Genomic DNA, 15,883 nt, shown 5'->3' on the forward strand with positions numbered 1-15,883 from the left:
TTGCTAAGCTCTTTTAATATGCGTTAACTTGCTGTTTTAAGGTTTATTAGGAAAAGTTAGTGCAGTCAATTACGCTTGAGCAATTTAATGGTTACTTACAAGGGCAAGGTAAAAGCCGTTACGATATATGCAACCTAGATTGGCAAGTAAACCTAGGAGAACATTGGTTACTTTTAGGTGCTAATGGAGCTGGTAAATCTGCTCTGACAGCTGCGTTAATCGGTGAGGCTAAGTGCGAAAGTGGTAAGCGTATAAGTAGTATTAATAAGCTTATGCTCGTGTCTTCAGATTCACATAAACAGTTACTAGCTCAGGAATTAGAGCATGAAAAGCACACCCTCGTTAAAGACCTTATTTTTACAGGGCATAGTAATAATGATGAATTATTAGCGCAGCTAATAGAATTATTTAAATTTAGCTCATTACTAAATAGGCATTTTAGAGACCTTTCAACGGGTGAAACTCGTAAACTCCTACTTATAAAAGCACTCAGCTCCCATAGTGAGTTAGTCGTGCTTGATGAGCCATTTCATGGACTCGACGTACAATCTTGCCAGCAGCTCAATAAAATACTCATAGAACTTAGCCAAACTATTACTTTTGTTTTTGTACTAAACCGCCTAGAGGAAATCCCTTCATTCACTACTCACTATGGCTATGTAAGCCAAGGTTGCTTGTTACATACTTTAGCAAAGCCAGACAGTGAGCAATTGAGTGATTTACTAAAACTACTTCATTTAGAACATACCTCATTGGATGTGCCATCTCCGGATACCGAACAAGAGCAAAAGGCATTCACCGGTAATACCTTAGTTAAATTGAGTAATGCTAAAGTTAGTTACAGTGATGTAAGCATATTCAAAAATCTCAATTGGACTATAAAAAAGTATCAGCATTGGCAGCTTAGTGGAGCGAACGGTTCAGGCAAAACATGCTTATTAAATTTAGTAACAGGTGATAACCCACAGTGTTATAACAATGACATTGAAGTGTTCGGTTTTAAACGTGGGACAGGGGAGAGTATTTGGGATATAAAACAGCATATTGGTTTTATATCTAACGCGCTACATATGGATTACCGCGTAAGTATATCGGCTTTAAATACTGTTATTTCAGGATTTTACGACAGCATAGGTTTATATCAAAAACCGAGCGACGCACAAATTAATATTGCTAAGCAGTGGCTGGCATTTATTGGTTTAAGTGACAAGCAAAACACCTCATTCACCCAGCTATCGTACGGCGATCAGCGTATGTTATTAATTGTGCGGGCTATGGTAAAACATCCAACGTTACTTATTTTAGATGAACCTTGCTTGGGCTTAGATGAAGCAAACAGGCAGCGTGTACTGTTACTAATAGAGAAAATTTGTGCTGCCAATACAAGTACTGTGATTTATGTAAATCATCATGCGGCAGACAAAATTAAAGGAATAGAGAATTACTTAAAAATGGAAGACTTTAGTTGTTAGTTCGTTTTTTATATTTTTTATTAATGCTTTCTATTAAGTAAATAACAATTTCAATCGCAATAAAAATAGAGGCAAGGATTAACCCACCACTTGGTTTAAAATACCCCTCTTGGTAGTAATATACTCCATTGATAAAAAGCATCGTGAGAAAAAATAAAATCTCAAATTGAAAACGTTTCATAATTTACCTAAACATTATGAGCTTACTTAGCGAGTTTGTTTACGTAAGCTCTATTAGGGTCATTTTTATTTTAAAGACGAGTAACGCTAAAGCCTTTATCTCGAAGTTGTTTAAGTAACCCGTGTTTTTCAGGTAAATGCAGAGCGCCTACAGCAATAAATAGCTGCTCGTTTGCTAAACGCGGTGTGAGTTGTTTAACCCAATTATTATTGCGGTTAGTTAGCATTACTTGCTCGCTAATTTCACCGTAATTACTGTCATCAAAACTCATGTTGTAGTAATCGGTTAGTGTGTCCATGTCACCGCTTTTCCACGCATTAACTAACTTGATAAAGTAAGTATTAATATCGGCTAGTTGCTCAAAGGTTTCTTCAATCATTTCATTGCTTAGTAGCGCCATACCATCAAACATTTGTAGTTGTTGCTCTAGGGTTTCAAGCTCGCCAATTTTAATATTATGCTCTTTAGCATAACTAAGCACTTGCTTGTCTATGCCGGTTTTATCTGAATATCCTGCATTTTGAAATTCAATTTGCATCATAGTCACCATAACAGCCCAAGGCTTTAAGCCATTAAACATAGCAATATCAATCGACTTTTTAGCAAAGTAATCTTTTAGCTTGGTATAATTTTGCTTTGAAAGCTCAGTTTGCAGTGTTTTACCGTCACTTAGCATCATAAATGGCATTGAGCGCTGTTGCATTTCAAGTGGTGTAAGTTTGCTTATATCAACTTCAACAATCACTTCTTTGCTTGCACTAATTGCATCGGTTACATTTTTAGGTAAGCCTTTCATGCTGGCATCACCAACGTGTACAGTGCCAAATAGGTAAGAACTGACGCCATTTTTTTCTATTTTATATAAGGCAGGAGCTGCGTAGCTGTTAAGGCTAAATGTTATAAGTAACGCCACAATAAAAAAGTGGCTAATACGGGTAAGAGCATTCATGGTTTGTCCTTAAAATCTCAAAATTAGTAGTGTAAATACTAACCTAAATTTACTTCAGAGGTAACGTTAATATAAACGTTAGCGTATTGTTTTCGGTATTACTGGCCTTAATAGTAAAGCCATTTAAGTTACATAAGCTCTGTACAATAGATAATCCTAAACCATGGCGCTGATTATTAGTTCTAGATGAATCTAGCTGATAGAGCGGGTCAAAAATAGCAGTTAGCTGTTCACCACTTAGTGGTTTATTTACTTTGTTACTAACAGAGATGCTCATGTTTGTGCTGTTATTTACGGCAGTTAATTTAATTGGCGCCTCAGGGAGTCCATAAAATAGTGCGTTATCGATTAAGTTACACAAAATGGTATTTAAACTAAATTCGTCAACATTAAGCATAAGTTCGCCACTTATTTCGTTATTTAAACGCGTTTTGATACTTGGATGCTTAAAGGTCAGCTCATCAATAATTTGATTTACTAAGTTATTTAGAATGATATTTTGCGCATTCAATTGCATAGCACTACTACTTGAGCGCTGCAATAATAAGAGGTTGTTAACAATCGTTTTCATACGCTGTGAAATACTAAGTACATCACTTGTATAGGTGTCGCTAATACGTTTATCGTCAGGGTAGCGAATAGCCACCTCTGAGAGGCTTATGAGTTCAGCTATTGGGGTTTTTAGCTCGTGTGCAATGTCGCTTGTTAGGCGTTTTTCATTACTATAGAGTTGCTGATTAACGGTAATAAACTTATTTAGCTCGTTACGTATAGGTTCTATTTCTTCTACTTTAAAGTCGCTTTCTATTGTTTGCGCAACACCGGTAATATCGAGTAACTTAATTTGGTCGTTTAAATTGTGTAGAGGGTGCAGGCCTTTATTTACAATACGTGTCACTAAATAGCGCACACCAAACACACCAAGTACACAGGTTAAAATAAAGACCACATCAATAATAATCAGTACTTTATTAAGCTCAGAGGTGGGCGCTGCAATTGCAAGCGTCATGGTATTAAAAACAGCAGAGTGAGTGGGGTTTCTATCATCTTTTTGGGCTACAAAGTGACTTATAAGTGCGCGACCATCACGTCCGTTAGGAAGCTCGTAATCTATAATTTTAGATTCGTTTATCGGCATTTCTAAAAAAGGCAGGTTAGCATTTTCATAAAGCGCTAATGAGTCCGAGCGTTCAAACACATCACGGCCATGCCATAATTGGTAAAACTCCGTGGCATCTGCAGCTTCATATTCCGACATAAACTCACCAGCAAAATCAAATTCAACCACGTTGTTGTCATCTTCAACTAAGGTTTTTAAGTAGTTAGCTTTATTAGTTAAAGACTGATTGAACTGATCTTCCACCCAAGTATCAACACTTAAATCAACGGTTAAAAATATGGTGAACAAAATAACTGAGATCACAGCGCTAATATTATTAACGAGTTTACGCTTTATTGAGTGACTTTTATTTTGTTGTTGCGACATAACCAAATCCACGTTTATTTTTTATCGGGAGCTCGCCATCAAACTGTCTTACTTTTTTACGTATGGTTGAGATGTGTGCTTCAAGCGCATTTTTAGAGAGCATATCAAACTGACCTACCACCGCTTCACTTATAAGTTCAAGCCCCAATACTCGCTCTGGGGCGTTAAATAAGCATTCTATTATTTTATATTCATTGCGCGTGAGCTCAATGGCATGTTGCTTGTAGTGAAGAGTTTTAAGGGAGAGATCTAATACGCAATCACCTACGGTAAGGGTATTTTGTTGATTTTGCAGTGAACCACGACGAAGTAATGCAAGGACACGAGCATGGAGTTCTTCAAACGAAAATGGCTTAGTTAAATAATCGTCAGCGCCTTTCATAAGGCCGTTAATTTTATCTTGAGGCTCACTTCGTGCCGATAAAATTAGTACACGGCTTTGGCTATTACTGCTGCGCAGTGCTTGTAAAATACTCATGCCATCAACGCTCGGTAGCATTAAATCAAGTACGAGGAGGTCGTAGTTTCCACTTAGTGCCATACTCAGCCCTTCTGAGCCATCACCAGTTTCATCTACGGTAAAACCAAGGTTGCTAAGGCCAACTTGCAAGCTTCGTCTTAATGCTTCTGAGTCTTCAATAACGAGGATTTTCATGTTTACTCGGTTTATAAAAATAGCCTTGTTACTTTAACAAGGCTTTATTATCAAGTCACTTGGTTAATGATACCAACCATTTGTGTAGGCTAAATTACCTAAGTTCGCATGGGCTAGGGCTTTTTTTACTAGTTGCTCATCGTTTTCACATGGCACAAGCTGGTTATTGCTATACGTATAGGTGGTTGCTGGTTTTTGTGGTTGTAACACCACCACTTTATTATCGTGCATGTAGGCAAAGTTTTTGTCGTATTGCATCATTGCGCGTTGTTTGTTGTCGCTAATTGGCTTTGATAAATCATGACCTATCATTGGGTGCTTACCACTTGCGCCAATTAAAGACAGTAGAGTAACAGGAATATCGAGCTGACTGGCTAGTTGGCTATCTCGTTTATGGGTAATACCTTTTCCAAAAATAACGGCCGGAATTTTAAAGTGATCAACCGGTACTAAATTTGAACCCGATACGCGCGAGTCGTGATCGGCAATAACTATAAATACAGTATCATCCCAGTAGCTCGATTTTTTAGCTTTTTCGATAAAGGTGCCTAGTGCGTAATCGGCATACTTGGCAGCATTATTACGGGTTTGTTTTTGTTTATCGTACAGCGTTATTTTATCGTCAGGAAAGTCATACGGGCTATGATTAGAGCTTGAAAATATAAGGCTAAAAAAGGGTTTGTTTTGATTTTTAAGCTTAGTAAGTTCTATGTCGGCTTGGTCGTACAAGTCTTCGTCTGATGCGCCCCACGAGCCATTAAAGTCTATTTTTTTAAAGTTATTTGTATCTACGATACTTTTAAAACCGTTGCCTAAAAAGAAGCTGCGCATGTTATCAAAATGGCTTTCGCCACCATAAATAAACTGCGTGTTGTAATTTTGCTTCGCTAAAAAATCAGCAATGGTAAAAAAGTCGCGTTGTGATTTATCAAGCTTAACAACCGCACGCGAAGGCGTTGGTGTAAATCCTGTAATTACCGCCTCAATTCCACGCACTGAACGTGTACCCGTGGCGTATAAATTATTAAATCCCCAGCCTTGTTTATAAAGGGCGTCTATATTAGGTGTAAGTGGTAAACCGCCAAGCGTGCCTACATAACGAGCACCTAAACTTTCTTGTAAAATAATGACTAAATTTTTGGGTTTACCTGTATTACTTGCGCCATGAAACGTTTTTGTAGGGGCGGTTACATCACTAAATGTGCCTTGCGTATTTTGCATGTTACTACGCACAATACTAAGTAATTCATCGGTGGGCATTTTACCGTAATAGTCTTGGCTCGATTGCTCATTAGAAAGTTGCTTAACTGCAAACGCGACGCTATAAAGTGAGTTAAGGGTTAAGTCGTTAAGTAAATGATCGGTAGAAAACGAGACCATGGCGGGGTTAAGTGGTCTGTGTCCTAATGAGTTGCGGGCGCCAAAAATAGTTAAGCATACTAAAACAAGCGCTAAAATTGATTGGTTTAAGCCTGTTAGTGATGACTTGCTTTGCCATTGATTGCTAAACATTTTACTTGCAAATTTACAGCTTAAAATAAGTGCTATAACAGCAATAAATACTTCTAACTTATAGCCTGAAAAAATCATTTTTGAGACTTCTTTAGGATAAATTAAATATTCTATAAATAAGCGGTTTGGGCGCAAATCGTACTCGTTTATAAACGTAGGCGTAATCACTTCAAAAAAAACAAGTAAAGCAGACATTCCCACTAAATAAATTTTAATGAGGCCGCGTACTTTATTTTGCCAACCTACGCTTTGCATCAGTAAAGTAAGTAGTAATGCGGGCATAATAATGTAGCTTAGAGTGGCTATATCAACTCTTAAACCACCTATAAATATAGACAACCACGCATGCGATCCAAATACACGCTCCCCTTGCCATACACTTAATCCAAAGCGAGCAAGTGTTAAAAAGCTAAGTGCCAAAACAGTAAATACAACAAAAATCCATACAGGGCCAAGTGCATTTTGTATTTTAGGTATAAAAGTTAGCTTTATGCCCATAACACAGCCCACCAAATAAGAGCGGCAATTAGCATAGCTATAAACACGCTTGCAGAGGCAATATCTTTAGCTAGCCCCGAAAGCTCATGGTATTCACTGCCAATTCTATCAACTACAACCTCAACTGCCGTATTTACCAGCTCAGCAAACAATACAAAAAGCAGGCTGGCTATAAGCAGTAATTTATCCCTTAGTGCAATTTCTTGTAGCCACACAAACACACCGAGTAACGAAAACAGTGCTAGCTCTTGTTGAAACGCCGCTTCAAATCGACTCATCCATTTTAAGCCGTTAAAAGAATGGCTTAAGGTAAAAATAAGGCGCATTAAGCCTTGGCGTTTTATGACGGTTTTATTACTCATAGTTTTATTTCGCTTGGTGTTGTTTGGCAGCTAGCAAGTAAATCAAGCGATGCCTGATACGTTTTGCTTTTAATGCCAATTAAATTTAAAAGGGTGTGAAAAATATTGTTGTGTGAGCGTGCAGCAGTGGTGTCTAAATTAGCCAAGCAGGTATTGGTAATGCGCTGATTATGCTCATCAGCCCAGATATAAAGAGGAACGTGCGTTTGTGTGCTAGGTGCAAAGCTATAAGGAAAACCATGTAAATAAGCACCGGCTTCGCCAAGTGATTCACCATGATCGGAGACATATAAAAACTGCTTATCTATGTTATTTGGCAGCGCTTTTAATTGCTCAATTACCTGGGCGTTAACAAAGTCGCTGTACGCAATTGTGTTGTCGTAGGTATTAACTAATTCATCGAGTGAGCAGTTTTGAATGTCGCTTCTGTCGCACGTGGGCGTAAATTGCTTAAATTTTTCTGGGTAGCGTTTAAAGTAGGTTGGTCCGTGTGAGCCCATCATGTGTAGGACGATAACGGTATTAGCTTGGTTTAAATTAGCTAGTTTGCGCTTAAGTGGAGCAAGAAGTGCTTCATCAAAACAATATTTTCCATCGCAAAGCGCTGATGGGGTGATTGGGATATCAATGTTAACAACACGGGTGCATACGTTTTTACAGCCGCTGTTGTTATCAACCCACAGTACGTCGCTGCCAGCTTGTTGTGCTAAATCAATCAGGTTTTGTTGGTTGTCGGCTGCTAATCGATCAAAGTTATCTTGTGTTTGCAGTGAAAACATACACGGCACAGACACTGCAGTAGCGGTGCCACAAGACGCCATATTATTAAAATACGTCACATTATACTTTTGTGTATAAGGGTTGGTGTTGCGCTTATAACCTTGATAAGCAAAGTTTTCTGCTCGTGCGGTTTCGCCAACAACCATAACTGTTACGCTGGTGGTGTTAGGCGCAATTAAGGTAGGTGTTGCATCTATATTTTTAAATTCCATATTGGTATACAGCAGCTGATCGCGCATATATTTATAACCGCTAGAGAGATACTGAAATGGGATGAGTTCTTTTTTCAAAATGCGGTTATTGCGGCCAGTGGCTGCGTAGTCGGCGTAAAAGTTTACGACCACTAAAGCAATTAATGAGCAGCACGCTACAATAAGTTTTATACGACTAATCGCTTCTTGGTGAGGGCGAGTAAAGTGTATTTTTACTTTGCTTAATATAAAAACAGGTAGCGCACAAAACAACAGTAAAAAAGCTATGAGCTGAGGGTTTAAATAGCTCATCGCTTCGCTTGAATCGGTTTCGAACGTGTTTTGAATCATTGAATAGTCAAACACGACGCCGTAATTTAATGAGCCGTAAAGTACGGCACTCGAAATTATCAGTAAAAGGTAGTTAATTGGTTTTAGTAACCACCTAACCGACACTATTGAAAAGAAAATAATTAAAAGGCATAGCAACAGCAGTGGCACTGAAAGTAAAAATAGCCATGAAAAAGATGCAAGAGAGGTGATGGCGCTAAACGAACCTTGAATAAAAGGAATGTTTATAACTAAACAGTAATAACAGGCAATCATCACTACAAAGGCATTTGCACTACAGTGAATGTAAAACCGCTTACTACGATTTGGCTTTTTTTGTGCTGGTGTTTGGCTAGTTATGTTCATATTTAGGCTCGTTTAAAATAACAACGCCATGCTATGCAACAACACTTAAGAGTCGCTTAAGAGAACCTACGCATTACCTGAAGGTGATAAATAATTTTATTTATAAAAATATTCTCAAAAATTAATCAAACCTTAAATAAGGGATATAAGAATAGTGAATTTCTGAGGTTAAAATTAGAGCATAAAAAAACCACTACTAGCTTGTATAATGAATTTTAAAACCTGATAAATTGCCTTTTAGTCTTTTTGTTAGATTAACTTTGGTGTTGACTTAAAGGGCCTAGCGCGGTACTAATATAAAAAGAGAGCGAAGGAATAACCTTCGCGATAATTGAACAAAATTTGGTATTAATTACATGCTTACAAACGCACTTAACCTAGTCCTGATTATTATCGTGGTGATTATTCCCGCGAGGGCTTCGTAGTGCTTTAAAAACTTAAGCATTAAAAAAGCCCTCCGCACTTAACCGTTCGGAGGGCTTTTTAGTTTTAAGGGTAAAATTTTTAGCGTAAAAATGTAATTGGGTTGTCACTGAGGAATGAGGGTTTATTAATGACAGGCGCAGAACTAACAATCGACTTATTGGCCAAACACGGCGTAAATGAAGTATTTGGCTACCCAGGCGGAGCTATTATGCCAATTTACGATGCGCTGTATGGCGCGCCAGTCAAACACTACCTTACTCGTCATGAGCAAGGTGCAGGGTTTGCAGCTGTTGGTTATGCTCGCAGCACGCGTAAATTAGGTGTGTGTTTTGCAACATCGGGCCCAGGTGCAACTAACTTAATAACTGCCCTTGCTGATGCGATGATGGACTCAGTACCATTATTGGCGATCACCGGCCAAGTGCCTACTGCAGCTATTGGTTCAGATGCGTTTCAAGAAATAGATGTACTAGGTATGTCGCTTTCGTGTACTAAGCACAGCTACATGGTAGAACGAGCTGAAGACTTAGCAGAGATATTACAAGAAGCAATTCATTTAGCGCAAAGCGGCCGCCCAGGTCCTGTACTTGTCGATATCCCAAAAGATATTCAAATGGCTCAAGTCCCTTTTAAACCTTGGCTAGCCGCTGATGAATACTTACCAGAGTTAGATTTAAAGCAAGTTGCTATTGCTAATCAATTGTTGAGTGAGGCTAAACAGCCTGTAGCGTATGTAGGTGGTGGTGTACAAGCCGCTGATGCGCAAGACGAACTAATGCAATTTTTAAATAAAACGCAGATGCCAGCTGTATCAACACTTAAAGCGTTGGGCAGTGTATTACCAGATTACGAACATTACTTAGGTATGTTGGGTATGCATGGTGGTCAAGCTGCTAATATCGCAGTGCAAGAATGTGATGTACTTGTATGTATAGGGGCGCGCTTTGATGACCGCGTAACAGGCAATTTGGCTAAATTTGCAGCTAAAGCTAAAGTAATCCATTTAGATATAGATGCTGCTGAAGTTGGTAAGCGAAAACCTGCTAAAGCTTCATTAATTGCCGATTTAAAAACGTCGTTACCCGCACTTGAGTGCTTTGTAACACCTAAAGCTTGGTGTGACACAAATAAAGAAATGAATATTAAGCATGCTTGGCGTTACGACTACCCAGGTGAGAAGGTTTTTGCACCGTACTTATTAAACCAACTAAGCCAACGCATGCCAAAAACAGGGGTTGTGTGCTGCGATGTTGGTCAGCACCAAATGTGGGTAGCACAACACATGAAGTTTACTCATCCGAGTAATCATTTAAGTAGTGGTGGCGCAGGCACAATGGGCTTTGGTCTACCTGCGGCTATTGGCGCGCAAGTAGCACGCCCTGATGACTTTGTTATCACTGTATCGGGCGATGGTTCTATAATGATGAATATTCAAGAATTGGCCACTATTCGTCGTAACAATTTACCTGTAAAAATATTAATTTTAGATAACCAGCGCTTGGGTATGGTTCGCCAATGGCAAGAACTATTTTTTGAAGGACGTTATTCTGAAACTAATCTGTCGGATAACCCAGACTTTGTGCAATTAGCTGCTGTATTTGGTATTCCAGGGCAAACAATTACTCACGCTAACCAAGTTGATGATGCGATAACTGCATTAGTTAACAGTAAAGGTCCGTACATAGTACATGCCTGTATTGATGATAAAGAAAATGTTTGGCCACTTGTACCACCTGGGGCTGCTAACGACGAAATGATGACGGAGAAAGCAAAATGAAACATAGCCTAACTATTGCATTAAAAAGCCAAAGTATAGCGGTAGAGCGCTTTTTACGAGTGGTGCGTCATCGTGGTTTTGACCTTACGCATTTTCAGCTCAATATGGACGATGGTTTTTATAATGTAGACATGACGGTAGATAGTGATAAACCAATTCACCTTTTAACCAGCCAGTTAAATAAGCTGGTGGATGTAAAAGAAGTCACTTTACAAGATTTACAGCAACAACAGGCTGTGTAATTACGAACTGAAAAACAATTTACGAGTAACTGAATCACTCGGTTACTCACCAATTTTAGAATGAGGAATGCCCGCTTATTTTGCGGCAAAAACTGAGGTAACTATGGCTAAATTAAGAAGTGCAACAACAACTGAAGGGCGTAAACGCGCAGGCGCTCGTGCATTATGGCGCGCAACAGGTATGACCGACACCGATTTTGGTAAGCCGATTATTGCCGTAGTTAACTCGTTTACACAATTTGTACCAGGGCATGTTCACCTTAATCAGTTAAGTGAACTTATGGCTGAAACCATTACACAAGCCGGTGGCGTCCCTAAAGAATTTAATACTATTGCGATTGATGATGGTATTGCAATGGGTCACGGCGGCATGCTTTATTCGCTGCCTTCACGTGACTTAATTGCTGACTCAGTTGAGTATATGGTAAATGGTCATTGTGCTGATGCGATGATTTGTATTTCAAACTGCGACAAAATTACTCCAGGAATGATGCTTGCAGCACTACGCTTAAATATTCCGGTAATATTTGTATCAGGCGGTCCAATGGAAGCAGGTAAAACTAAGCTTGCTAACATCGATATTAAACTTGATTTAGTAGATGCCATGGTTAAAGGCGCTGATGAATCGGTAAGTGATGCAGATTCAGAGCAAGTAGAGCGCTCTGCGTGTCCAACATGTGGCTCGTGTTCAGGCATGTTTACTGCAAACTCAATGAACTGTTTGCTAGAAGCGATTGGTTTAGCATTGCCAGGTAACGGCACGACGCTTGCGACTCATAAAGACCGTAAACAACTTTATGTTGAAGCGGGGGCTCGTATTGTTGATTTATGTCGTGAGTATTATCAAAAAGATAATCAAGATGTATTGCCACGTGCTATTGCTAACAAAACAGCCTTTATGAATGCAATGGTTGTTGATATTGCAATGGGTGGCTCGTCAAATACGGTATTGCATTTGCTTGCTGCAGCGCAGGAAGCGGGCGTTGATTTTGATATGTCGCACATTGATGCGCTCTCTCGTAAAACACCATTTTTATGTAAAGTTGCACCAGCGACACCTGAATATCACATTGAAGATGTGCACCGCGCAGGCGGCATGATGGCAATCGTACGTGAACTTGGCAAAGCAGGCTTAGTTGATATGTCAGTTAATCATGTTGCTGGGTCAACTATGGCTGAGCTCGTTAAAAAATGGGATGCAACAGATCCTACTAACGAAGCAGCGCGCAAATTTTACCGTGCTGGCCCTGCGGGCATTCGTACCACTAAAGCAATGAGCCAAGAGTGTCGTTGGGACGAGGGCGATAACGACCGTGTTAATGGGTGTATCCGAAGTGTCGAACACGCTTTTCGTCAAGATGGTGGCTTAGCTGTACTTTCGGGTAATTTAGCAGTTGATGGCTGTATTGTTAAAAGCGCTGGCGTTGTTGATGAAATGCTACATTTTGAAGGTACTGCAGTCGTGTACGAGTCACAAGATGATTCTGTAGAAGGTATTTTAAACGATGAAGTAAAAGCCGGTGATATCGTGGTTATTCGTTACGAAGGCCCTAGAGGCGGCCCAGGTATGCAAGAAATGCTATATCCAACTAGCTACTTGAAATCAAAAGGCCTAGCTGAAAAATGTGCACTTATTACTGATGGTCGCTTTTCGGGTGGTACTTCGGGTTTATCAATTGGTCATGTATCACCAGAGGCGGCAAGTGGTGGTGCAATTGCTTATGTTGAAAATGGCGACAAAATCATTATTGATATCGCAACCCGTGAAATTACGTTAGCGTTAAGTGATGAAGAGCTTGAAGCACGTAAACAAAAACAATTAGCACGCGGAAAACTGGCGTACAAACCAGTTGATCGTGAGCGCTATGTATCGTCTGCCTTAAAAGCCTATGCATTACTTGCAACAAGTGCTGATAAAGGCGCAGTGCGTGACTTAGCTAAATTGGAGGCGCTTAGTTAATTATGGTCTCTCAAGAGCTCGATTATTTTCGCGCTATTATTCAAGCAAACATGGAGCCTTTGGCTAAAGTTACCGAGGTCAGCGAAATGGCTGAGCTTGGTGCTAAATTAGGTAACCATGTTTGGTTAAAGCGTGAAGACCAACAGCCCGTGTATTCATTTAAATTACGCGGTGCGTATAACAAATTAAATAAATTACCTAAAGGCTCAGTGGTTATCACTGCTTCAGCGGGTAATCATGCTCAAGGGGTTGCACTAAGTGCTTCTCACTTAGGGCATCAAGCCACAATTGTAATGCCAGTAACAACGCCTGAAATAAAAGTAAGTGCGGTACGTGCGCTTGGCGGTGAAGTTGTGCTACATGGGCATCATTTTGATGCCGCAAAAGCACATGCGCTTGAGCTTACAGAGCAACGAAACGGTATATTTGTTCCACCATTTGATGACCCAGACGTCATTGTTGGTCAAGGTACTGTAGCACGTGAGCTCATGCAGCAATTAAACGAGCTTGATGCGGTGTTTATTCCTGTTGGCGGCGGCGGTTTACTTGCTGGGATGGCGGTTTATATCAAATCGCTGCGTCCAGATATAAAAGTAATTGGTGTAGAAGCCGACGAAAGTGCATGTTTACAAGCGGCACTTAAAGCAGGTAAACCGGTAGAGCTTGAGCGCGTTGGTAGTTTTGCTGATGGCGTAGCGGTTAAAATTATTGGCACTGAAACATTTCGCTTAGCGCAAAAGTTTTGTGATGAAGTTATAACCGTCACCAGCGACGAAATATGTGCTGCCATGCAGGATATTTTTGTATCTACCCGTGCAATAGCAGAGCCTTCAGGTGCACTTGCAACGGCAGGGCTTAAAAAGTGGAGCCAGCAGTCTGGTTTAAAAGGGTTACATTTAGCGGCTGTTTTATCCGGTGCTAATTTAAACTTTGATCGCCTGCGTTATGTTGCAGAGCGCACTGCGCTGGGTGAAAAAAACGAAGCGTTATTAGCGGTTACTATTAAAGAAGAAAAAGGCAGCTTTAAACAGTTTTGTGCTTCTTTAGGTGGCCGTGCTATTACTGAGTTTAACTATCGTTATGCAGGACCTGGTGAAGCACAAATATTTGTAGGTATTGCCCTGCGCCAAGGCGAGCAAGAGCTTAATGAGCTAAAGCAAGACTTAACAAATAATGATTACCAATTTTGCGATCTGTCGGATAACGAACTCGCTAAATTACATGTGCGCTATATGGTTGGCGGAAAAGCACCCGAGCAATTACATGAGCGCTTACTTCGCTTTGAATTTCCGGAGTATCCAGGTGCGCTTGCACGCTTTTTAGATACTTTAGGTAGTAATTGGAACATTACCTTATTTCATTATCGTAATCACGGTGGTTCGATGGGGAATGTACTGGCAGGTTTTGCTATTGAGCCGAGTCAGTATGAGATGTTTAACGAGCACTTAAACCGTTTAGGTTACAGTGTACAAGATGAAACACAAAATCCGTGCTTTAGCCAATTCTTAACATCAAAGCCGCAAGCAGAAAAAGCCGAAAAACTCGCCTCAGTATAGTCCTTCTTTATAGGCAGGCACCTAACTAGGGTGCTTGCTTTATTACACGTTTTACATATAGTTACAGGTAATCGTCATACTTTTTGAGGACACCTAGTTGCTAGTTAAAGGATTAATCATTGGATTGTGCTTTTTTTGTAGCCATATCGCGGCGCAAGAATCAGTCACATTACAGCTAAAATGGACACATCAGTTTCAGTTTGCTGGCTACTATATGGCAAAGCAAAAAGGCTTTTATAATGAAGCGGGCCTTGATGTAACCATTAAACAAGCTAATCCAATGAAACCTGATACCTTTGCTCCTGTCGCCAGTGGCGAAGCACAATTTGGAGTTGGGCACTCTGGTATTTTACAGCAACGTATTAATGGACAACCTCTTGTTGCTATGGCTGCCTTATTGCAATTTTCACCTTACTGCTGGATGGTTAAAGACACGTCTGATATTTTTCATCCACGTGACTTTGTTAATAAACGTATTACTGCGGTAAGCAAAAATGATGGTACCGAACTACTTATTATGCTTAAACGCAGTGGCGTTGATGTGGATAAACTCAAAGTTTACGATGGCGAAAACCCAGGCCAGGCTTGGATTGAAAACAAGCTAGATGCTATGCAAGTATATGTTACTACAGAGCCTTATTATATGACTCAACAAGGCGTTGCTCATCGACTTGTTTGCCCACAGCGTTATGGTATGGACGTATATAGCGACATTTTATTTACCAGCGAAAACATGCTTAAGAAAAATCCTCAAACGGTCGAAAAATTCTACCAAGCGAGCCTAAAAGGATGGCGTTATGCAATGATGAACATGGATGAAGCCATTGCAGTCACCCAGCAAAACTATGCACCGGGTAAAAGCTTTTATCAGCTCGCTTTTGAGGCTGAAGTACTAAAAAGTTATATAACCCCACCCACCACCAGTTTAGGACATATGTCGATAGCAAAGTGGCGCTTAATTGCGGACTTATATGGCATACAGCAAAACGAATTTGACGAAGTAAAATCTCACTTTATTTATAAATACCAAGAACCTGAAAAGATGCAGTTATCGTGGATGCTCATGGCAGCTATTTTGGTAAGTATTATTTCAATACCTTTGTATTTACGGCTGATTTTTAGTAAAAATTAACTGCTTAG

Annotated in this window: 13 protein-coding genes; 6 read left to right on the plus strand and 7 right to left on the minus strand. The window is 39.9% G+C overall.

Translation table 11 applies throughout. The annotated features are described in order from the left end of the window. Positions 1–59 precede the first annotated feature (59 nt). A complete protein-coding gene (locus FFU37_RS00255) occupies positions 60–1,472 on the plus strand; it encodes an ATP-binding cassette domain-containing protein (protein ID WP_138488401.1) in 1,413 nt (470 codons plus the stop codon). Here FFU37_RS00255 and FFU37_RS00260 read toward each other — a convergent pair. From FFU37_RS00260 to FFU37_RS00290, 7 genes are all read right to left on the minus strand, one after another. Beyond that, a complete protein-coding gene (locus tag FFU37_RS00260) occupies positions 1,462–1,653 on the minus strand; it encodes a hypothetical protein (protein WP_008166123.1) in 192 nt (63 codons plus the stop codon). The two genes, FFU37_RS00255 and FFU37_RS00260, sit on opposite strands and share 11 nt — an antisense overlap. A gap of 70 nt (positions 1,654–1,723) precedes the next feature. Continuing rightward, positions 1,724–2,602, minus strand: coding sequence for a TraB/GumN family protein (locus FFU37_RS00265; protein WP_033038531.1), 879 nt, complete (start codon positions 2,600–2,602; stop codon positions 1,724–1,726). A 49-nt stretch (positions 2,603–2,651) separates the two neighbouring features. Continuing rightward, positions 2,652–4,088, minus strand: a complete 1,437-nt coding sequence (locus FFU37_RS00270) for a sensor histidine kinase (protein ID WP_138488402.1) — start codon at positions 4,086–4,088, stop codon at positions 2,652–2,654. Next, positions 4,069–4,743, minus strand: a complete 675-nt coding sequence (locus FFU37_RS00275) for a response regulator transcription factor (protein ID WP_007377292.1) — start codon at positions 4,741–4,743, stop codon at positions 4,069–4,071. Before FFU37_RS00275 ends, FFU37_RS00270 begins: the two co-directional genes overlap by 20 nt. A 63-nt stretch (positions 4,744–4,806) precedes the next feature. Beyond that, positions 4,807–6,753 carry an LTA synthase family protein gene (locus FFU37_RS00280; protein ID WP_138488403.1) on the minus strand — a complete coding sequence of 649 codons (1,947 nt, stop codon included), beginning with the start codon at positions 6,751–6,753 and terminating at the stop codon, positions 4,807–4,809. Next, positions 6,744–7,115: a diacylglycerol kinase gene (locus FFU37_RS00285; protein WP_007582120.1), complete on the minus strand. Its 372-nt coding sequence runs from the start codon at positions 7,113–7,115 to the stop codon at positions 6,744–6,746. The genes FFU37_RS00280 and FFU37_RS00285 overlap by 10 nt, the downstream gene beginning before the upstream one ends. Next, positions 7,112–8,782, minus strand: coding sequence for a phosphoethanolamine transferase (locus FFU37_RS00290; protein ID WP_138488404.1), 1,671 nt, complete (start codon positions 8,780–8,782; stop codon positions 7,112–7,114). Before FFU37_RS00290 ends, FFU37_RS00285 begins: the two co-directional genes overlap by 4 nt. Positions 8,783–9,335: 553 nt before the next feature. On the opposite strand from FFU37_RS00290, the gene ilvG reads away from it, so the two are divergent. The 5 genes from ilvG (at position 9,336) to FFU37_RS00315 (ending at position 15,875) form a co-directional block, all read left to right on the plus strand. Further along, positions 9,336–10,985: an acetolactate synthase 2 catalytic subunit gene (ilvG, locus tag FFU37_RS00295; protein WP_002959891.1), complete on the plus strand. Its 1,650-nt coding sequence runs from the start codon at positions 9,336–9,338 to the stop codon at positions 10,983–10,985. Continuing rightward, entirely contained in the window at positions 10,982–11,227 is a 246-nt protein-coding gene (ilvM, locus tag FFU37_RS00300) for an acetolactate synthase 2 small subunit (RefSeq protein ID WP_138488405.1), read from the plus strand. Before ilvG ends, ilvM begins: the two co-directional genes overlap by 4 nt. A gap of 103 nt (positions 11,228–11,330) precedes the next feature. Continuing rightward, positions 11,331–13,187 (plus strand): dihydroxy-acid dehydratase, encoded by a 1,857-nt coding sequence (gene ilvD, locus FFU37_RS00305; RefSeq protein ID WP_024596945.1) that lies wholly within the window; start codon positions 11,331–11,333, stop codon positions 13,185–13,187. A 2-nt stretch (positions 13,188–13,189) separates the two neighbouring features. Further along, positions 13,190–14,743: a threonine ammonia-lyase, biosynthetic gene (gene ilvA / locus FFU37_RS00310; RefSeq protein WP_039485942.1), complete on the plus strand. Its 1,554-nt coding sequence runs from the start codon at positions 13,190–13,192 to the stop codon at positions 14,741–14,743. A gap of 97 nt (positions 14,744–14,840) precedes the next feature. Continuing rightward, positions 14,841–15,875 carry an ABC transporter substrate-binding protein gene (locus tag FFU37_RS00315; protein WP_138488406.1) on the plus strand — a complete coding sequence of 345 codons (1,035 nt, stop codon included), beginning with the start codon at positions 14,841–14,843 and terminating at the stop codon, positions 15,873–15,875. The last annotated feature ends 8 nt before the right edge of the window (positions 15,876–15,883 follow it).

This window comes from Pseudoalteromonas distincta, assembly GCF_005877035.1.
Lineage (GTDB): Bacteria > Pseudomonadota > Gammaproteobacteria > Enterobacterales > Alteromonadaceae > Pseudoalteromonas > Pseudoalteromonas distincta.